Genomic DNA, 19,675 nt, shown 5'->3' with positions numbered 1-19,675 from the left:
CGGGTCAGGGCGTCAGAACGACTCCCACTCCTCTTCACTCGCATTGCCGTCTGCGCGGCTGGTGGTACTGCTGGCGTGTTCGTTGCGTTGTTGCGCGTGACGGCTGGCGTCGGCATCGCGCTGACTCGAGCGCAGCGCCGGCATCCAGCGGGTCAGGTCGTCCTGGCGCTGGCGCTCACCGCTTTCGACAAGCTGGAAGCGGCTCATGGTGGCGGTCAGGCGGCTGGCCTCGGCCTCAAGCTGATTGGAGGCCGATGCTGCCTGCTGCACCAGCTGGGCGTTCTGCTGAGTGACCTGTTCCATCTGGGTGATGGCGTCGTTGACCTGGCCGATGCCGTGGCTCTGTTCGGTGGTGGCAGAGGCGATTTCGTCCATGATGTCGCTGACCCGCGTCACCGCCTTCACCAGCTCGCGCATGACCCCGCCGGCTTCATCGACCAGCTCGGAGCCGGAGCCGACCTGGCTCAAGGAGGCGTCGATCAGCTCGCGAATTTCGCGGGCCGCCTCGGAGGAGCGGCTGGCCAGCTTGCGCACTTCCTCGGCGACCACGGCGAAGCCGCGGCCATGTTCACCGGCACGGGCGGCTTCCACCGACGCATTCAGCGCCAGGATGTTGGTCTGGAAGGCGATGGCATCGATGGTGCCGACGATGTCCGCTACCCGGTGGGAGCCAGAGCGGATGTCATGCATGGTGGTGACGACCGATTCCATCACGTCGCCGCCACGGCCAGCGGCACTGCTGGCTTCATTGGCCAGCTGGCTGGCCTGGCGTGCGTTGTCGGCGTTCTGGCTGACCGTGGAGGACAGCTCTTCCATGCTCGAGGCGGTTTCCTCCAGGGCTGCCGCCTGCTGCTCGGTGCGCGCTGACAGGTCGTTGTTGCCGCTGGCGATATGCTGGGCGCCACGGTAGATCAGGTCGCCGCTGTCGCGCACGGCACCGACGGTGCTGGCGAGTCCGGCCTGCATCTTGGCCAGGGAGGCGTAAAGACGGCCGATCTCGTTGTTGCCGCGCTGAGGAATCTGCTGGTCGAGGCGTCCTCCCTCCACGGCTTCGAAGTAGCCAACCAGCCTGCCGAGCGGGCGAATGACGTTGATGGTCACTCCCCACAGCACGCCAGCGATGGTCAGGGCAGCGATCACAAGTACCGCAATGATGGCCCATTGCAGTAGGCTCATGCGCTCGAGAAAGGTGTCGTACAGGGCATGACCGTTGTGCTCGGCCGTGACGAAGAAGTCGACCGCCGCGGTATAGAAGGCTGTGCTCAGACCGATCAGGTTCTCGCGACCCTGGGTGAAGGCATCGGTATTGCCCGCTGCCAGCGCGGCCTGCTGCGGGGCCAGGCCTTCATCGACCAGAGCATGAAAGCTGGCTTCGACAGCAGCGATTCGCTCCGCTTGTTCGGGCCGTGCCGGCAAGGCCATGAACTCGTCAAAGACCTGCTTGAGCTGGACCAGCTGGACGTCCAGCGCGGCGGCGGCGGCGGTCAGGGGTTCCCGCTCCTCAGGCCAGACGGCGTCGAGCAGTCCGGCTTGGATGTCGCGCAGCTCCACCTGTACGAAAAGCTGCTGGGAATTGACCCGATTGAGCGTCGACTGCTGATCGACATTGACTTCATTGAGTCGCTGGATCGAATTCTCACTAAGCGAGGTGATGTACAGGCCAAGGCCGCTGAGCACCAGTACCAGCAGCGCGAAGGTGCCGAGTACCAGGGTCCAGCTCAGTCTTACCGTCATGTCGTTGAGTCGCTTCACGTGCCATTCCTATTGGGGCGTCTTTTCTTGTCAGCCGTGGGGCGTTGGAGTCGTCGGAGTGTCGTCAGGGGCGTGTTCAGGCACTGGCGCCGGCGTGCTCGACCAGGGCCATTTCATCGCTGGTCAGCAGCTTGTCGATGTCCACCAGTACCAGCATGCGGTCATCGAGGCTGCCCAGACCGCTCAGGTAGTCCGACGACAGGGTCACGCCGAATTCCGGCGCTGGCTTGATCTGGTCCGGCGCCAGGGTCATGACGTCGGAGACCGCATCGACCACGATGCCGACCACCCGTGTGCCCACGTTGACCACGATGACCACGGTCTGGCCGCCGTACTCCACCCGCTCCAGGTGGAACTTGATGCGCAGGTCGACAATCGGAACGATCACGCCACGCAAGTTGGTGACACCCTTGATGAAGGCCGGTGCGTTGGCGATGCGGGTGACGTTCTCGTAGCCACGAATCTCCTGAACCTTGAGGATGTCGATGGCGTATTCCTCGTCACCGAGGGAAAACACCAGAAATTCACGATGGCTCAGGTCGGTGGCGGCCTGCGCCGCCAGATCGGTGTGCTGGTTCATGCTGAAAGGTCCTCCGTCAGGGAGTGAGAGGCGGTCTGGCTAGCGAGTTCGCGGGGCTTGCGCTGGCGCTTCTCCCGATGCAGCCGGTGCAGATCGGCGATATCGAGGATCAGCGCCACGCTGCCATCACCGAGGATGGTGGCGGCAGAAACACCGGGGACTCGCCGGTAGTTGGTCTCGAGATTCTTCACCACGACCTGCTGCTGGCCGATCAGGTCGTCCACCAGCAGGGCATAGCGGCGGCCCTCGCCCTGGACGATGACCGCGATGGTCTCGGTGATCTCGGTACGGGCATTGGCGACATCCAGCGCTTCGTGTACCGCCACCACCGGCAGGTATTCATCGCGAACCTGTAGCACCTGGTCATCGCCGGCCATGGAATAGAGGTGCTCCCTGGACGGCTGCAGCGACTCCAGCACCGCCGACAGGGGCAGGATGAAGGTTTCATCGCCGACTCTGATCGACATGCCGTCGAGGATGGCCAGGGTCAGCGGCAGCACGATGCGGGTGGTGGTGCCCTGGCCCTGGCGCGACAGAATTTCCACGTGACCGCCCATGGCCTGGATGTTGCGTTTGACCACGTCCATGCCGACCCCGCGGCCAGACACGTCGCTGACCTGGGCGGCGGTCGAGAATCCCGGTGCGAAGATCAGCTGCCAGACCTCGTCATCGCTCATGCTGTCGGACACGCTGAGGCCGCTGTCTCTGGCCTTGGCCAGGATGCGTTCACGGTCGAGTCCGGCACCGTCGTCGATCACCTCGATCAGAATGTTGCCGCCCTGGTGCTGGGCCGACAGGGTCAGGCGTCCGGTGGCAGGCTTGCCGGCGGCCAGGCGGGTCTGGGGAGACTCGATACCGTGATCCAGGCTGTTGCGAACCAGGTGCGTCAGCGGGTCGATGATGCGTTCGGTCAGGCTCTTGTCGAGCTCAGTGGACTCGCCTTCGGTGGTCAGCTCCACTTCCTTGTCGAGCTTGCCGGCCAGGTCCCGAACCAGTCTGGGGTAGCGGCTGAAGACATAGTCCATGGGCACCATGCGCACCGACATCACGGCTTCCTGCAGGTCCCGGGCATTGCGCTGCAGCAGGTTCATCCCGTTGAGCAGGCGCGGATCGGCGGCGCCGTCCAGCTCGCTGACCGTCTGATCGAGCATGGACTGGGTGATGATCAGCTCACCGACGAGGTTGATGATCTGGTCGACCTTGTCCACCGACACCCTGATGGAGCTGTTTTCCTTGGCCGGTTTCGCGCTGGTCTTGCGCTCGGCACCAGCCGCCGCCTTGGCAGGGGGCGCAGAGGCAGAAGGCGTCGAAGCAGGGGGCGTCGTAGCAGAGGGCGTCGAGTCAGGCTGCGATGTGGACGGAGAGTCGGTGGAAGCAGGGCCCTGTGAAGAAGCCTCCGGCTCGCTGCCTGTTGCCTGCGCGTGCACGTCAGCGGCCGCGTTGGATGAGGCTGCGGTGCTGATCGCTACCTGCTCTGGCTCGGCGATAAAGCACATCACCGCCTCGATATCCTCAGCGCTGACGCTGGTGGACAGCACCACTTCGTAGCGCTCGGCATCGCCGCGCTGTTCCACCACCTCGCCCAGCTGGGCCAGCTCTTCCACCAGCAGTTCCCGGTCCTTGTCGCCGACGCCGATCAGCGCGACTAACAGTCGGTCTCCTGCGCTCGGGAGGGTGGGCGATTCTTCGGCCGGGGCTGTCTCAGGCTGTGGTGGCGTGGCGGGCGTTGGCGCTGGTGCTGCCTCATGGCCGCCATCCAGAGACTGGCCGATCTCTTCCAGGGCCAGCGTCTTCAGGGTCTGGCAGATGCGCTCGTAGGCCTCTTGATCCGGCGCCTGTTCGTTGCGATAGGCGTCCAGCTGGTCGTTGAGCATGTCCTTGGTTTCCAGAAAGATATCGACGATGTCGGGGCGCAGGCGCAGCTCCCCCCGGCGGGTATGGTCGAGCAGGTTCTCGAACAGGTGTGTGGTGCGTTGCAACACGTCGAAGCCGAACGTGCCGGCGCCGCCCTTGATGGAGTGGGCGGCACGAAAGATGGCGTTGAGCTGCTCGGTGTCCGGCGCCGCCGGGTCAAGCTCCAGCAGATGGCGCTCCATGTCTGCCAACAGTTCTTCGGCTTCCTCGAAGAAGGTGTCGTAGAAATCGGTGATATCCATGCGTGTGTCACCCGGGGTCAGTGGGGCTCGTCGGACGGCGCTGTCGTGGCATTGGCCAGGGCGCCCTGGAAGCGCGCTTCGATGTTCTCGAGGGGGCCTGCCATCAGTGCCCTGTTGTCATTGCTGGTGGGGGGCGTGGAGCGCGGATCCAGCGTGCCGGGATGACGGATCAGCTCGGCCACACTGGGAAACAGCACCACCAGCTCGATGCGGCGGTTTATCGGGTCGTCGGCCTGGGTGTCGGGCATGACGACCTGGTCGGCCAGACCGGCCACGCGCAACAGCTTGCCACTGTCGAGGCCGCCGCCGATCAGCTCGCGGCGCGACGCATTGGCGCGGTCCGAGGACAGCTCCCAGTTGCTGTAGCTACCGTTGCTGTTGAGGTAGGCCAGGCTATCGGTGTGGCCGCTGATGCTGAGGTCGTTGGGCAGGTCATTGAGCAGGGGAGCCATGGTACGCAACAGGTCCCGCAGGTAGGGCGCCACCCGATCGCTTCCCAGCGCGAACATCGGACGCTGCTCATCGTCCAGGAGCTGAATACGCAGGCCTTCCTGGGTCATGTCAAAACGCAGTTGATCGCGCAGGCCGCGTAGCTTGGGGTCCTGCTGGATGGCCAGCTCGATACGCTGCTGCAGGTTGCGAAAGGCCCGGCGCTGTTGCTCGCTGGGCCGGGTCTGGCGCTTCAGGTCGATGCGCATGCGCTCGCCCTGCTGGCTGGTCACGTCGGGGCCGCCTCCAGGAATGACCTGGGGGCTCATGGCGACGCTGTCACCGTTGGTCATCGACGCCAGCAGCGGCATGCTGAAATAGTCGGCGACCCCCTCGCGGGTCTCGCGGCTGGAGGATGACAGGATCCACATCACCAGAAACAGCGCCATCAGTGCGGTCATGAAGTCGGCCAGGGCGATCTTCCAACTGCCACCATGGTGACGATGCACCACTTTCTTGCGGCGGATGATGATGGGGCGACGCTGGTCGGCGCTGCTCATGCCGCCCCCGCGCCAGCCTTGGCGTCACGCACGTGATCTTCCAGCTCCTTGAAGCTGGGGCGCTCGCTGGTGTGCAACGCCTTGCGGCCGAATTCCACCGCCAGCTGCGGCGGGTAGCCATGCAGGCTGGCCAGCATGGTGACACGCAGGCATTGCAGCATCTTCACCGACTCGCCTGTCTGGCGCTCGATGCGGCTGGCCAGTGGGCTGATAAAGCCATATCCCAGCAGAATCCCGAGGAAGGTGCCGACCAGAGCGTGGGCAATCATCACGCCCATCTCGGAAGGGTCGGCGGCGGAAGCGCTGAGCGCCTTCACCACGCCCATGACCGCGGCCACGATCCCGAAGGCCGGCATGGCGTCGCCGACCTTGGCGATGGCATCGGCGGGGATATGCGCTTCCTGTTCGAACATCTCGATCTCATGGAGCATCAGTTCGTCGATCTCCATGGGATCCATGCTGCCGGCGACCATCAGGCGCAGGTAGTCGGTCAGAAAGTTCATGATCATGGGGTCGGCGAGCACCTTGGGATACTCGCTGAACAGTGCGCTCTCGGCGGGGTTGTCGATATCCCGCTCGATTCCGAGCATGCCGTCGCGCCGGACCTTGGCCAGAATCCGGTAGAGCAGCGCCATCAGCTCCATGTACATGGCCTTGTCATAACGCTTGGAGCGTTTCAGGCGCGGGAAGATGCGGAAGGTCGCCTTGAGCGCCTTGCCGTGGTTGGAGGCGATGAAGGCACCGAGACCGGCACCACCGATCATCAGCAGTTCGGTCGGCTGGAACAGCGGGCCCAGGCTGCCGCCGGAAAGCACGAAGCCTCCGAACACCGACAGCAGCACGACCGCGAATCCGATGGGTATCAGCACGACGACTATCCTTTGCTGGGACGTGGAAGACGTTCTGCTGGTGTTATCGGCCTGATCACGCAGGACTTGAGCGTGAAATCAGCGTTCATGGAAAAAAAGTGCCTGTTCGCGGCGGGTCGGGGTTTGCACCGGCTCCATCGTGGTCGCGAAGAGCGCCAAGCTATCCCAACGGCGGTGCTGGGCTGGGCGGCGAGGATCGGGCCGCTGAGGTGAGCTGAATCGGAGCGAGAGAGGCAGGAACCACCACGCCGGGGCTTGCTGCGAAGCCCTCGGCGCGGGGCTGGATCAGGCTTGGTGCTTGACCGGTCGGGCGATCGGCTCGGCGCTGACGCCGTCCTGTGTCAGCGCCTGGCGACGGCGGGTCTTGCCGGCACGGGAAGGGGGTTGGCAGATGCCGCACACATAGTCATGGCTGGGGGAGTGGGCATGGGCCACGAAATGTCCCTGGCACCGGGTGCAGGTGTTCAGCTGCAGCAGGTCGCTTTCGAAGAAGCGGATCAGGGTCCATGCGCGGGTCAGGCCCAGCACCGGCTCGGCGGCGTCGATATCGACCTGCTCGGTATACAGCCGGTAAGCCTTGACGAAAGCCTCCATGCGCTCGCAGTCCTGCTCCAGCAGACGCTGGTAGTAGGCATAGAACAGCGAGGAATGGATGTTGGGCAGCCAGGTGATGAACCAGTCCGTGGAGAACGGCAGCATGCCCTTGGGCGGAGACATGCCGCGAACTTCCTTGAACAGGCGAATCAGGCGCGCCCGGCTCAGGTCGGTTTCCGTCTCGAGTACCTGAAGACGAGCGCCCAGCTCGATCAAATCGATCGCAAGCTGAACCTGGTGCATCTCCTCGACCAGACTCTTGGTGCTCATGGTCATGCCCCTCCGGCGCGAGCCGAGTTGCAGGCCATCAGCAGGGAAGAATGAAGATGGGCAAGTCCCTGCTCCCGCGGGTTGTCCACGACTTGGCGCAGCTGGTCGGTGGAACCGATGCCAAGCTGGCACAGCAGCTGGTTGGTGCGGGACAGGCGGGTCAATTGGCGTGCGTTGAAGCTCTCGAGAAGATCCGCCTGTTCCTCACTGATGTTCAGGCGTAGCCTGGCAGTGGTGCGGTCTTCGGCCAGCAAGCGCTGCGCCAGCAAGAGATAGGCAAGATTCAATTCCTGAATCTCGTCGATCAGTGAGTGACTGCTCATAGGTTCCCTGCCTTGATCGTTTTCTTTTTTGCTGATCATCGCCAGCTTTAGATAAAACTGTTACACCCCTGGGGATGCGGACGAAGAGTATCGCCACTGTGTGACGTTTACGTGTTCGTCTTCACTCCTTCGTCGGGGGTATTGTCGATCAGTAACAGTGTGGCGCAAGGCAAGAGTGCCGCCAACGCATCAACGCTGGTTGGCTGATATGTATCAAGAAAAATGAATGTTCATAGAAAACCGACGCTTACGACGCCATAAAAAGCCAAGTAAACTTAGCAACGTACATTTGTTTACCTTTTTGTTTCATTGTTTACATTATTCAGCTCGCCAATCCATACCAGCAGCTCGGCAATGACCTGGTAAAGCGCAGGCGGGATCTGTTCATCCAGATTCAACTGCATCAGCAGACCCACCAGGGCGGGTTCGTCGTGGACGTGGATGCCCTGCTGGCGCGCCTGGTCGATGATCCGGGCAGCAATGTCCCCATAGCCCTTGGCGATCACCCTGGGCGCACTGTCTCCCTCGCCGTAAGCCAGGGCAACGGCCTGGCGCCGTGAAGGCGTGTCATCCGTCATTGTCGGCGCCTCGCTGGATGGTCATGCTCACCTCGCCAACGCCATGGCCGCTCAGGCGTTGGATCAGAGTCGCGCGGCCCTGTTCCAGCTGCTGCCTGAGGGGTTCGCTGGCGGTGGCAAGAATCAGTTTGAGGTGCTGTTGTCCGACCACGGCAGTGACGCTGAGCGTGCCGTGGTCGGGCAATGTGAGCTGGATGTCCGTGCGCCAGGCACCCTCGTCGCCAGGCTCCTCTCCGCGTTGCTGGCCCCCTTCGCGCCGATCGGGTTCGCGTTGAGGCGGATGGATGGCCAGGGCCATGAACAGCCCGCTCCAGACATCGCCTTCCCAGCGCAGGACGGGGGCGGCGAGCAGCTCTAGCTGATGGCGAACCAGCGGTGCCAGGCTCTCGTGAACGCCGGTCGGCTGCGCGGGCTCCTGGCGTCCCGAGGACCGCTCGCCCGCTTCGACCAGGACATCGCCCCGAGGATGGGCCACCGGTGCCAGGCTGGGCAGGAAGCCGGCGGGTTGGGTGGTTCGCCAGGGCGCCTGTAGTGCCGATGGGCTCGAAGGCGCCACGCTGGGATCGCTGAGGGGGCGGAAGACCAGGGGGCGCCACATCTGTGGCTCCCGAGCGAGTTGGGCGCGATCCAGCTCGCCACCCAGCCAGCGTCCCAGGTGGGATTCGTAGAACAGGCCACTGTCACGCACGCTGGAGCCAAGGCGCTCGGCCAACTGGGCCACCGCTGGGGTCGAAGGGCCAGCCAGAGGGGCGCCTGCAACGGGTGAGCCAGCCACAGGCGCACTAGCAACAGGCGCACTCGCAGGCGGTCGGCTAGCAAGGGAGGCTGCGGCGGCAGAGCTGGCCGCGGTTGCTGCCGGGGGAGGTGGCGAGCTTGCGGCTGGCGACAGCGTTGCGGGGGATGGCTGGGCAGCCGCTGCAGGCCCTGGTGGTGTTGCCAGCAGCGGACGTGACGGCGACAACGCCGAAGGCGGTGCTGGAAATCGCGCCAGCAGCTCAGCGATACGTGCTCCCGGAGCGCTGAGCTGGGTGATGGTCGAGGCGGGGCGGTCAGCGCTTGGTGCAGTGTCCCCACCGGCTGAAGCAGGCGCGGAGGTGGTGACACTGCTGTGAGCGGTACGTCGAGCGTCCAGCCGCGAGTCGCTGTGCACGGCGCCCGGCCCGCGACCTGGGTCGATCGGCTTGACCGGGGCGTTGGGGTCCTTGGCGGGAGGCACATCGACACGCTTGCCCAGCACCTGGTGGAGCAGGGTGTCGATCAGCGGAGTGATGCCGCTCACGGCGTCTCACGACGGAAGCGAGCGCCGGCGTTCACCACGCGACCGCCGGTGTAGGCACGGTGCAGATCCTGCTGGTTACGAGAGACGTTGAGCAGTTCGCCCAGCTCGTCTCGCCGTTCGACCAGACGTTCACGCAATACCAGGTCATTGTGCAGGATGGCCTCGAGCAGCTCACCCAGACGCTGGCGCTGGGTATCGCTCATGCCGTCTGCGGGCAAGGGGCCCTGAAGCGCCGTGACCTGGGTCACGTAGTCCGTTTCCAGGCGCACCAGACCGTCCCAGTCATGCTCGCTGGCCATGGCCAGCATCTGCTCGGTCAGCGCCAGCAGCGCTTCGTAGCGAGTCAGCAGCAGGGTCGCGGTGTCGGTACTGTGGTACTCGGCAAGCGGGGGCATGGAGAACCTCGGGCGCTCAGGGGTGATTAGGGGTGCCGATCTCGCGCCAGGCCGAGGCGACTTCCTCGATCAGGCGTTCGGCTTCGTCGAGGCCAGCGACATCGTTGCGCAGGTTGGCATCGAGCAGGCGGCGGGCGATGTAGTCATAGAGGCTATCCAGCTGGATCGCCACCTCCCCACCCTTGTCGCCATCCAGCACAGCACGCAGGCCGCTGTTGATGATGTCGAGAGCCTTGGAAATGGCGGCGCCCTTGGCCGCGATGTTGCCGTCTTCCAGGTGTAGCCTGGCGGCGCGAATCGAGGCCTGAGCGCCGTCGAACAGCATCACGATCAATTGATGCGGACTGGCCGACATCACGCCGCTTTCTACTCCCATGCGCGCATAGGCGCCGGCGCCGCGGCCGCGGCCGTAAGTGGCCTGTGCCTGGTTCATCTCACTCTTCCTCTTGTCGTGGGGCTGACGACATCATCGTTGTGGACGCAACGTCATTGATTCAACTGAGCATTGAGGGCATCGAACTGCTGGGTCAGATAGCTGCTGGTCTGGTTCATGCTGGCGATCATGCTGTCCAGCTGGCCGAACTGAGTGCGGTAGCGACTGACGGTGGCATCGATGCTTTTCTCGGTGCGTTCGTACTGGCGCTCGAGGCTCTCCATGCGGGTCTCGAGGCCGCTGGTGGCATTGTCGAGCAGGCCACCGTCATCCAGGATGGCGGCCAGGGTGTCATCGAGACTGTCGGCCAGGCCGACACCGTCCTCACCACCGGTGAAGAAGCTGGCAAGATCGTTGCGCTGGGTGGTGATGACCTCGTTCAGGCGGTCTTCATCCAGCTCCAGGGTGCCGTCCAGCTGCAGGGTGATGCCGATATCGGTCAGGCTGCGGAATTCGCCCTGGGCGACGCCGCCCGTCAGGGTGCTGCGTAGCCGCGACTCGATGCTGCGCAGGGTGGCATCGCCCAGCAGCTCGCCGGAGGCGCCAGTCTCGGCATCGAAGCTGGTCAGGGTGCCCATGGTGCCCTTGAGCTCGTTGTAGCTCTTGACGAATCCGCTGACCGCCTCGCGCAGGGCCAGGTTGTTGTATTCGACCTTGACGGTGGTGTCGCCGGTCTCGGTCAACGACAGCTCGACCCCTTCGATGGCGTCCTTGACCGTGTTGGAGGCACTGGTGATGGCGATCCCGTTGACGCTGAGCTCGGCGTTGGCGCCGGCCACGGACTGGTGCATGCCAGCGCCGGTGTCGTCGGGGTCGGGGGTGGCGATATCGAAGGCCAGCTTGGTATCCAGATCGCTGGTGACCCCGGCATCAGGGGTGAAGCTCATGGCGCTGATGGAGGCGTCCACGCCGGTCTTACTGGTGGACAGTACCAGGCGATAAGGATTGTCGGCGTCGCCGGTATCGATGATCGAGGCGCTGACGCCGGCCTCGGCGTCATTGATGGCATCGCGCAGGCCTTCCAGGGTGCTGTCTTCCTGGCTCAAGGTGATGCTGATGTCTTCGCCACCCACGGTCAGTGACAGGGTGCCGGCGCCAAGCTCGCTATCCTTGGTCGCGAAACCGTCACTGGCCAGGCTCTGGGCCCGGGCCAGCTGGGTCACCGATACGTCGTAGCGCCCGGGGCTTGCGGCCTGGCTGGCGCTGGCAGTAATGCCTTCACCGGAGACACTGCTCGACAGGCTCTGGTAGAGCGTCGGGTCTCCCAGCTTGTCGACCGCTTCCTTGAAGCTCTCGAGCGATCCTTCCAGGGTGCCGTAGGCGGAAATCTTGGCCTCATAGCTCTGCTGCTGGGCCACGATGGGTTCCAGCTGCTTGCGTTCCGCCGCCTCGAGCTGGTCGAGCAGCCCATTGAGGTCGAGGCCGGAGCCTATGCCGAGCGATGAAATCGAGGCCATGTCGTGATTCCTGTGTAGTGTGACCAGTGTGACAGAACGCCAGAGGGCCCGTGGCTCGAACAGGCGTCCTTGTGCTTGGTATATCGTCTTATCGGCGGTGTGATTGGCAACTTGAGCCAGCCTGCATCAGGCGCCGATGATCACTTCTCCCTGAATGGCGCCTAGCGCCGTCAGGGCCTCGCCCTCGACCCGGGTCCCGTCGAGCGGGGCGCGCGGCACCTGGCTGGGGGGCTGGCCCGTCGTACGTTGCACGCAGGCCGGTCGGCCCTGGTCGTCCAGGGCCAGAATCCAGCCCAGGGAGTCATCGCTGAAGCGCACCAGGGCGCCGATTGGGTACAGGCCGAAGCGCTGGATGAAGCGCTTGACCCAGACGCTGTCGAACTTTTCAGGATGATCGAGCAGGTAGCGGTAGATCGCGGCGATACGCCAGGGCGGTCGATCCGGACGCTGGGCGCGCATGGCATCGATGGCGTCGACCACCGCGCTGGCCCGGGCCAGTTCCCGTAGATCGGCATCCTGAATGCCCAGGGGGTATCCGCTGCCGTCGAGGCGTTCATTGATCTGACAGGCCACGGCTTCGAACACCGAGGCGTTGATCCAGGCGCAGTGACTGAGTCGCTCTTTCAACCAGCCCACGTGCTGGATCAGTCGGCTGCGCTCGGCGTCACCAAAGGTCGGCGTCAGCCGCAGGGGGGCCGGCAGCAGTACCTTGCCCAGGTCATGGATCATGGCGCTGGCGGTGATGGACTTGCGCAGCTCCGCTGGCAGGCTGTCGGCCAGCAGGTCAACCAGCAGGATGGCCACCGACAGTCCATGGCGCACCGGCCAGGATTCCCGGGTCAGGAAGCGCAGCGCAAATATCAGGCCGTTGCGGTCTTCATCGTAGAGCGCCAGTAGCTGATCGGTCTGGCGAGACAGGCGCGGGCCATGGATGCAGCCGCCTTGGGCAAGCTCCAGGGCCTGGGCATGCAGGTAGCCGGCGATGCGCGACAGGCGGCGAGTCATGTCGGTGGGATAGGTTTCTGCCTCGCGCCGGCCAAGGCGAGGCCCGCGCCGCCCCTGGCTGGGCTGGAACAGCGCTGAAGGCGGTCGCCGCGAATCGACCCCCTCGGCGATACGCGCAGACTCTCGCTCGATCTCTCTCACCAGCTGCCATAGGGTGCGCTCCTGGTGGGCGCGTACGGCGGTGAAGTGAAAGCCCGCCTCGACCAGCCGACGCTCTGGATCGAAGCGGTGATGCTGGACGCAGGCCTTGAGCGTCAGCCGCGAGCCGTCAGGAAAGCCCAGCTCCAGGGGTATGGCAGCGCCGCCGTTGCCCAGCAGTGCCGCGGCGGTGTGGGGCAGATCGAGGCGACAGCCATCGATGGACAGGTCGATCAGATCACCGGAAAAGCGCTGTCCGTCGCTGTCGTGCAGGATCGCTTCGGCGGCCATGCCCAGGCGCAGCCTGGCCCGGAAACTGCGCCGGCGCTGTAGTCGTTCCAGCGTTTCCGGATAGGGACAGCGCCACAGCTGGCGCGGTGGCACTCCGCTGCCCCGTGGGCGAGCGGCCTCCGCGGCCTGGGCCGTTGCACTGAGTGCTGTGACGACCTCGCCCTGACTGGCTTCGAGGACTGAGGTGCGGGTGATCATGCCTTCGCAGTAGCCCATCAGCCGGAAGGGCTGCCCTTGCTTGAGGCGCCTGCCAAGATCGCCGGCGGCGGTAATATCCAGGGTGATCGACTCGCCGGGCAGCAGCTCCACCAGAACCACTGGCGCCGGAGTTCCCGCACTGTTCTCCCACACCAGTCCGGCGCCTTGCGGTCCACTCAGACAGTCCAGCAGTTGGGCCACTTCATGGGGGTGACGGATGGTTTCGAATTCTTGTTGGTCTGCCACCTGCGGGGCTCCTCGACGACGCCTGTTCACTTGTGCACAGGTTATCGGCGGGGAGCGGTGGATCTTTAGCCGGCATATGACGTTCGCGAGGGGGCGAGAGCGTATCAGCCGGGCAGTGACTGGCGCTTGCGTGAGCGGGCCATGACCTCTCCCTGGGTGGCCAGCGGGTGCTCGCCCAGGAACTGTTCAAGCTGGTCAAAGGGCATGGGGCGTGCCAGGTGGAAGCCCTGGAAGGCATCGCAGTGATGCTGCTTAAGAAACTGCCACTGTGCCTCGTGTTCGATGCCCTCTGCCACCACCATCAAGCCCAGGTGATGGGCCATGGCGATGATGCCCTGAAGGATGGCGCCATCCTCGTGGTTGTCAGGCAGGCCTTTGACGAAGGTGCGGTCGATCTTCACGGTGCTGACCGGCAGATGCTTGAGATAGCCAAGACTCGAGAAGCCGGTGCCAAAGTCGTCGATGGCGACTTCCACCCCCATGTCGCGCAGTGACTGGAGGGTCTCGATGGCACTGTTGGTGTCATGCATCAGGATGCCCTCGGTCAGTTCCAGGACCAGCTGCTGGGCGTCGATGCCGGTGCGATTGAGCGTGTCGCGCACGGTCTCGAGGAAGTTGGCCCGTCGGAACTGCAGGGGCGACAGGTTGATCGCCACCGCCAGGCCGCGTAGCCCTGACTCATTGAGCAGTTGCAGGTCGCTGCAGGCCCGGGTCAGGACCCAGTGGTTGATGGCGATGACCTGTCCGGTCTCCTCGGCCAGCGCAATGAAGTCCTGGGGCGGCACCTGACCGCGCACCGGATGCTCCCAGCGCAGCAGCGCCTCGACGCCGATGATCGCCCTGTGGCTGTCGAATACCGGCTGGTAGTGCAGGCGCAGCTGGTCGTTGTCGATGGCGGCCTGCAGGTCGTGACGCATGGCCACCCGCTCCGACATGCCCCAGTGGATGTCCTGGCTGAAATGCTGCAAGGCATTGCGGCCCTGGTGCTTGGCCCGATACATGGCCATGTCGGATTGTTGCAGCAGTTGCATGGGCTCCAGAGTCGAGTCGTCGGAGACCGCGATGCCGATGCTGGCGGTGATGTGCAGTTCGTGCTCGCCGACCCGGTAGGCCCGTGCCACCGTGGGCAGCAGGCGTTCGGCCAGGCTGACCGCTTGTTCCGGCTGTTCCAGGTCCGGCAGCAGCACCACGAACTCGTCACCGCCAAAGCGTGCCACCGTGTCACCGGGACGCAGCGCGTCGGTCAGGCGCTGGGCCACCTGCACCAGCACCTTGTCACCGACGTCGTGGCCAAGGCTGTCGTTGATCGGCTTGAATTCGTCGAGGTCGATGAACAGTACGCCAAGGTGATGGTGCTGACGCTTGGCCAGGGCAAAGTCGTGACGCAGGCGATCCTCGAACAGCGCGCGATTGGCAAGCCCGGTGAGCGCGTCATGGCTGGCGTGGTAGGCCAGGCTTTCCTCGTAGGCCTTGTGCTCGGAAATATCGTGCTGCACCCCGACAAAGTGCGTGATGTCGCCGTCGGCATCCGTCACCGGAGAAATGTACAAGTCGTTCCAGAAGGCTTCACCATTCTTGCGGTAGTTGCGCAGGGTGGCGCGCACCTCACTGCGATTGGCCAGCTGCCGACGGATGCGCTCCACCACCTGGGGGTCGCTTTCCCCCCCTTGTAGAAAACGGCAGTTGCGGCCCAGCACTTCATCTTCGGGATAGCCGGTCATCCGCATGAATGCCGGATTGGCGTAGATGATGGGGAAGTCCGGCAGGCGCGCATCGGCAATCACGATGCCGTTGATGCTGGCCTCGACGCTGCGCTGCAGGATACGCAGCTGGGTTTCCTGGGTGTGGCGCTCGGTGACGTCCTTGGCGATGCCGAAGGTGCCGCGAATGTCCCCTTCGATCATGATCGGCAGGTTGGTGATGTCCATCACCCGCTTGCCCAGCGGGGTGGTGATGTTCAGGGTGTAGTGAGTGACTTCCCCCTTGAGGGTCTTGCGCACCGCCTCTCTGACCCAGCCGCGGTCCCGGTCCTTGACGAACATGTCGTAGTGACGGCCGAGGATATCGTCCAGCGGCACGCCGGTGAGGGTCGAGCAGGTGGTGTTGGCGGCGATGAAGATGCCTTCATGATCCAGCGAGTAGATGGCATCCGGGTTGTAGGTGAACAGCGAGCGGTAGCGCTGCTCACTCTGGATCAGGGCCTGGCGGTCCTGGTCGCGCTCCACCGCCAGGGCGATCAGCTCCAGGCAGCGCTCGATCCGGCGACTGTGTGTCTCTTCCAGGGTGGCCGGCGAGTGAAAGAACAGGCTGACTACCCCCAGCAGGCGGTCGTCGCTGGCGGTCACCGCGAAGGCCCAGCAGGCTTTCAGTTCGCTGTCCAGGAGGCGTGGATGAATGCCGGCGCAGGTCGGGTCGTGGCTGATGTCTTCGCTGACGCGAGTAGCCTTGTCCTTGGCGGCGATGGCCCAGGTACCGAAGGTGTCGCCGATGGGCGTGCGTTCCAGCAGTGGGGCAAGGTCGGCGGGTAAACCACGGCCGGCGACCAGGCTCAAGGTCTCGTTACCTTCGTCGACCGTCAGGACGGTGGCGATGGCATCCGGCAGCTGGCCTTCGACCAGTCGGCAGCAGGCTTCCAGGGTTTCCGCCAGTGGCGCCTCGCGGGCGATCATCGACTGAATGCCCTGATAGCTTTCCAGCTGGTCCTGGGTGGCGACCAGGCTATGGGTCTGCCATAGCAGGGTGCGCATCAACGACAGCGTCAGGGCCAGGCTGTAGGACATCACGAGCCCGATCAGGGTGATCAGCGCCGGCAGGCTACCGGCTAGCCACCAAGGGCTGGCCGGGCCGGGCAGGGCGCGCATGCTCAGGGTACGCCCGTCCAGCGACAGGGAGAGTTCAGCCAGCCGCGGAATGGTGGGGTCCTTGACCTCGATGCTGTCCTGACCGAAGCCGCACCACCAGTCGCCGTCGACATCCTGCATGGCCAGGATAATGGTGTCGTCAGCCACCGCAGGAGCCAGGGTCCCGGGAAGGTCGATGCAGGCAATCAGCCTGAGCTGCCCATCGGCCAGGGTTCTGACCATGCGTGCCGGGGCCGACAAGGGGTTGTCGGGAAGCTCCAGTTCGAGGCTTCCGCCAGCGGGCAGGTTCAGCGGAGTGCTGGCGTGGCAGATGGCGGGCTGGGCGCGCCGGGAGCGTTGCCACAGGCGCTCGTCGCCGCGATACAGGGACAGGCTTTCCAGGCTTTGCACATCGCGCAGGTAGAAGGTGATCATCCCGGCCAGGGTTTCCACGTCGCTGCTCTGGTCGCCGATTCGATTGGCCAGACGATCGAGCCAGCGACGATGCAGCGCCATCTGGTCGTGGCCGCGCTGTTCGATGCTGGTCAGGGTGTGTTCGGCTTCCAGCTTGACGTGGCTCTGGCGCACATGATTCAGCGACAGCCAGGCCAGGCTGCTGAGCAGCACGCCAGCGCAGGCCACCGCGACGCTGGCCCGTTGCAGGTGCAGTGGTTGTGTGGGCGGACGAGAGGCCAGCACCAGCGATGCCGGGCCGGCCAGCAGGTAGAGCAGACAGACCGCCATCGGTGAGGTGCTGCGAGTCACCTGCCAGATCTGCGGAGCTTGCCCGGGAATCAGCAGCCAGACCGTGAATAGCAGGCCGATCAGCAGCAGCAGGGTGCCGGAAAGGCGCCACCAGAAGCGCCCGTGACGGTGTTCCACGCCAACGATCAAGGCGACGCAGCCCGGCAGCATCGAGATGCCGGCCCAGCTGGTCATGCGCGGCCCTCCCGTCAGCAGCGAGAAGACGTCCATGGGGCCGCTGGCGACCAGATCGTGGACGATGGCGTACAGCGCCAGCAGCAGCGTCAAGGCACCACAGAGCATGCGCCCCTTGGCGTAGCCCAGCACTTGCAGCAGCACACCGCCACCGCCTGCCAGGCTGGCCAACGCGACATCGGGCACCAGCAATGGCTGGCCCCCCGGCTGAACCAGCCAGGCAGCGAGGCCTGCCGCTCCCACCATCAACATCCCGCAGGAGGCCATCAGCAGCCAGGTGTCTTCTGCTACATCACGAAGTCTGAACGGCATCCTACCTTCGACCTCCCTCGCGCCGGTGATGCATGGCGCTCGCGTTTCCTTGGTGCTGTGCTGCTTCGATACCACGCTTCCAGCATGGCAGGTGCCAGCGTTGATAGATGCCTGTGGCAGCGTCTTGCCGCCGCCATCGAAGGCAACTTCGGATCGCGGCACACGACACGCGATGTCACCACGTTCCGCGTGGTGGCATATCACCCCTCAACATACCTGAATGGCTCTGATTCGCTAACCTGTATCGACGATGTAAGGCAACGGCTGCGGCCGATCCGATCAAGAGAGGTGGACAAGAGTCCAGTATTGATCGCGCAAGAACAACCGCATCGCGCATGCCTCAGCGATTGGGCATAGGGAGAAAGTGGAGAAAATGGAGAAAGGCGAGGTAGGGGAGAAAAAAGAGAAAGGTGGGGGAGAAGAAAAGGAGAGGACACCATGGCGCATCTGTCAGGCCCGCCGGTGTGGCGCGAGCGCTCCCTAGTGAAGGCCGTCGGCCGCCCCAGCGAGAAATTTTTTTGGTGTCAGCCTAAAGCTTCCGGCCAAGCCACCGATAAAAGAGGGTAACGGCCAACGGCGCCGTTGCGGCAGGCCAAGACGGTCCGCCAATGGAGCCCAACACTTTAAGGAAGGATGACACCATGTCCGTGATCAATACCAATATCACTTCCATGATCGGTCAGCAGAACCTGAACGCGTCCAAGAGCGCCCTGACCACCTCCATGGAGCGCCTGTCCTCCGGCCTGCGTATCAACAGCGCCAAGGACGACGCCGCCGGCCAGGCCATCGCCAACCGCATGTCTGCCCAGATCACCGGTCTGTCCACCGCTCAGCGTAACGCCAACGACGGTATCTCCGTCGCCCAGACCGCTGAAGGCGCGCTGAATCAGGTCAACGATAACCTGCAGCGGGTGCGTGAGCTGACGGTGCAGGCGCAGAATGGTACTAATAGTGATTCTGACCTTGAGTCCATTCAAAACGAAATTAACGAACGTTTAAACGAGATTCATCGTGTTACCGAGCAGACCGAATTTAACGGTGAGGCAATTTTAAATGGCGCTGGCGATGTGACCATTCAAGTGGGAGCAAATGATGGTCAAGCAATAAATATTGAACTTGGCGATAAAGGTCTGACTGCTGATGGTGGACGCCTTGGTAGTCTTTTTAAGACAGAAGGTGGGTCACGAGTCGCGAACTTTGTTATTAGCGGGAGTGGGTTTGATACCAGCAAGGTCGCAGCGGCAGCTTCATCTGACGGGTATGTAGGTGAAAACGTAACTTTTAATATTCAGGCAGACACCGATACGAATTCTACTGCTCCAAAAACTGCCGAAGGCATCTATGCTCTGAAGGATGGCTCTGGTTATGTCGTCAAGGCTTCAGATGGTACGTACGAAACGGCCAATGTGGCTACAGATGGCACGGTTAATTGGGACTCAGATGCAGCTGATGTAACTGCTGCTAATGTCGACACAGCAGGGGGCGCACTGGAATCAGGCAGTCTTTCTAAAGCATTTATTGCTGATGGCTCAGGGCTAGATGATTCAGGTAATGTCTATGCCTACGATGGCGGTGAAGGTGCGCCAGAATACGTAATAAAGGATAGTTCTTCAGGGACTGATCGCTATTATGAAGTCAGTATTGATGTCGAGGGGCGAGTTACCCGTGGCGAGGAACTGAAGGCTGACCAGGCAATGAACACTACTGATCCGCTGAAGACCCTTGATAACGCTCTTAAGGAAGTCGACAGCTTGCGTAGTAACCTCGGTGCGATTCAGAACCGCTTTGAAACTGCAATTAACAATATGGCTACTACCGAGACCAACCTGTCTGCCGCTCGTTCGCGTATCGAAGACGCCGACTACGCGGTGGAAGTGGCCAATATGACCCGTGCCCAGATCCTGCAGCAGGCCGGTACTTCCGTGCTGGCCCAGGCCAACCAGGTGCCGCAGTCCGTGCTGTCGCTGCTGGGCTAAGGGGTCCTTCACGGCTATAGAGGCTGAGCCGGAGTAGGGCGCCCGCTCCTCTCCG

15 protein-coding genes are annotated in these 19,675 nt (G+C 63.5%); 1 reads left to right on the top strand and 14 read right to left on the bottom strand.

Annotation, left to right across the window (positions count from 1 at the left end; all coding sequences use genetic code 11):
* Positions 1-12: 12 nt before the first annotated feature.
* The 14 genes from KUV72_RS06705 to KUV72_RS06640 all read right to left on the bottom strand — a co-directional run bounded on the left by KUV72_RS06705 (position 13) and on the right by KUV72_RS06640 (position 17,644).
* Positions 13-1,752, bottom strand: a complete 1,740-nt coding sequence (locus KUV72_RS06705) for a methyl-accepting chemotaxis protein (RefSeq protein ID WP_315857860.1) — start codon at positions 1,750-1,752, stop codon at positions 13-15.
* 76 nt (positions 1,753-1,828) lie between these two features.
* Positions 1,829-2,332, bottom strand: a complete 504-nt coding sequence (gene cheW / locus KUV72_RS06700) for a chemotaxis protein CheW (RefSeq protein ID WP_206941909.1) — start codon at positions 2,330-2,332, stop codon at positions 1,829-1,831.
* Positions 2,329-4,488 (bottom strand): chemotaxis protein CheA, encoded by a 2,160-nt coding sequence (gene cheA, locus KUV72_RS06695; protein ID WP_222237855.1) that lies wholly within the window; start codon positions 4,486-4,488, stop codon positions 2,329-2,331. The genes cheW and cheA overlap by 4 nt, the downstream gene beginning before the upstream one ends.
* A 17-nt stretch (positions 4,489-4,505) precedes the next feature.
* Positions 4,506-5,477: a flagellar motor protein MotB gene (gene motB, locus KUV72_RS06690; protein WP_206941907.1), complete on the bottom strand. Its 972-nt coding sequence runs from the start codon at positions 5,475-5,477 to the stop codon at positions 4,506-4,508.
* Entirely contained in the window at positions 5,474-6,346 is an 873-nt protein-coding gene (motA, locus tag KUV72_RS06685) for a flagellar motor stator protein MotA (RefSeq protein WP_206941906.1), read from the bottom strand. Before motA ends, motB begins: the two co-directional genes overlap by 4 nt.
* 285 nt (positions 6,347-6,631) lie before the next feature.
* Positions 6,632-7,210: a flagellar transcriptional regulator FlhC gene (flhC, locus tag KUV72_RS06680; protein WP_206941904.1), complete on the bottom strand. Its 579-nt coding sequence runs from the start codon at positions 7,208-7,210 to the stop codon at positions 6,632-6,634.
* Positions 7,211-7,212: 2 nt separating this feature from the next.
* The gene (locus KUV72_RS06675; protein ID WP_206941902.1) at positions 7,213-7,533 is read right to left on the bottom strand and encodes a flagellar transcriptional regulator FlhD; all 321 of its coding nucleotides are present in this window, start codon (positions 7,531-7,533) and stop codon (positions 7,213-7,215) included.
* A gap of 293 nt (positions 7,534-7,826) precedes the next feature.
* Positions 7,827-8,111, bottom strand: a complete 285-nt coding sequence (locus KUV72_RS06670) for an EscU/YscU/HrcU family type III secretion system export apparatus switch protein (protein WP_222237854.1) — start codon at positions 8,109-8,111, stop codon at positions 7,827-7,829.
* Positions 8,101-9,390 (bottom strand): flagellar hook-length control protein FliK, encoded by a 1,290-nt coding sequence (locus KUV72_RS19960; protein WP_222162338.1) that lies wholly within the window; start codon positions 9,388-9,390, stop codon positions 8,101-8,103. The genes KUV72_RS06670 and KUV72_RS19960 overlap by 11 nt, the downstream gene beginning before the upstream one ends.
* Positions 9,387-9,785, bottom strand: coding sequence for a flagellar protein FliT (fliT, locus tag KUV72_RS06660; protein WP_261317382.1), 399 nt, complete (start codon positions 9,783-9,785; stop codon positions 9,387-9,389). Before fliT ends, KUV72_RS19960 begins: the two co-directional genes overlap by 4 nt.
* 16 nt (positions 9,786-9,801) lie before the next feature.
* A complete protein-coding gene (gene fliS / locus KUV72_RS06655; protein ID WP_206941896.1) occupies positions 9,802-10,218 on the bottom strand; it encodes a flagellar export chaperone FliS in 417 nt (138 codons plus the stop codon).
* Positions 10,219-10,271: 53 nt separating this feature from the next.
* Positions 10,272-11,675, bottom strand: coding sequence for a flagellar filament capping protein FliD (gene fliD / locus KUV72_RS06650; RefSeq protein ID WP_222237853.1), 1,404 nt, complete (start codon positions 11,673-11,675; stop codon positions 10,272-10,274).
* A 126-nt stretch (positions 11,676-11,801) separates the two neighbouring features.
* On the bottom strand, positions 11,802-13,553 hold the full coding sequence (locus KUV72_RS06645) for an HD domain-containing phosphohydrolase (RefSeq protein ID WP_222237852.1): 1,752 nt from the start codon (positions 13,551-13,553) through the stop codon (positions 11,802-11,804).
* Positions 13,554-13,657: 104 nt separating this feature from the next.
* On the bottom strand, positions 13,658-17,644 hold the full coding sequence (locus KUV72_RS06640; protein ID WP_222237851.1) for a bifunctional diguanylate cyclase/phosphodiesterase: 3,987 nt from the start codon (positions 17,642-17,644) through the stop codon (positions 13,658-13,660).
* A 641-nt stretch (positions 17,645-18,285) separates the two neighbouring features.
* Between KUV72_RS06640 and KUV72_RS06635 the strand changes: the two genes are divergently transcribed.
* Complete coding sequence (locus KUV72_RS06635; RefSeq protein ID WP_222237850.1) at positions 18,286-19,620, top strand: FliC/FljB family flagellin; 1,335 nt, start codon at positions 18,286-18,288, stop codon at positions 19,618-19,620.
* Positions 19,621-19,675 lie beyond the last annotated feature (55 nt).

The organism is Halomonas sp. DP4Y7-1 (assembly GCF_019800705.1).
Classification (GTDB): domain Bacteria; phylum Pseudomonadota; class Gammaproteobacteria; order Pseudomonadales; family Halomonadaceae; genus Halomonas; species Halomonas litopenaei_A.
The sequence above is the reverse complement of the archived record's forward strand: the minus strand, read 5'-3'. Positions and strand labels throughout refer to the sequence as shown.

Excerpts from the sequence above, each read along its gene's own strand:
- cheW (WP_206941909.1), bottom strand. The coding sequence starts at position 2,332 with ATGAACCAGCACACCGATCTGGCGGCGCAGGCCGCCACCGACCTGAGC.
- cheA (WP_222237855.1), bottom strand. The coding sequence starts at position 4,488 with ATGGATATCACCGATTTCTACGACACCTTCTTCGAGGAAGCCGAAGAA.
- motB (WP_206941907.1), bottom strand. The coding sequence starts at position 5,477 with ATGAGCAGCGCCGACCAGCGTCGCCCCATCATCATCCGCCGCAAGAAA.
- flhC (WP_206941904.1), bottom strand. The coding sequence starts at position 7,210 with ATGAGCACCAAGAGTCTGGTCGAGGAGATGCACCAGGTTCAGCTTGCG.
- KUV72_RS06675 (WP_206941902.1), bottom strand. The coding sequence starts at position 7,533 with ATGAGCAGTCACTCACTGATCGACGAGATTCAGGAATTGAATCTTGCC.
- KUV72_RS06670 (WP_222237854.1), bottom strand. The coding sequence starts at position 8,111 with ATGACGGATGACACGCCTTCACGGCGCCAGGCCGTTGCCCTGGCTTAC.
- fliT (WP_261317382.1), bottom strand. The coding sequence starts at position 9,785 with ATGCCCCCGCTTGCCGAGTACCACAGTACCGACACCGCGACCCTGCTG.
- fliS (WP_206941896.1), bottom strand. The coding sequence starts at position 10,218 with ATGAACCAGGCACAGGCCACTTACGGCCGCGGCCGCGGCGCCGGCGCC.
- fliD (WP_222237853.1), bottom strand. The coding sequence starts at position 11,675 with ATGGCCTCGATTTCATCGCTCGGCATAGGCTCCGGCCTCGACCTCAAT.
- KUV72_RS06640 (WP_222237851.1), bottom strand. The coding sequence starts at position 17,644 with ATGCCGTTCAGACTTCGTGATGTAGCAGAAGACACCTGGCTGCTGATG.
- KUV72_RS06635 (WP_222237850.1), top strand. The coding sequence starts at position 18,286 with ATGTCCGTGATCAATACCAATATCACTTCCATGATCGGTCAGCAGAAC.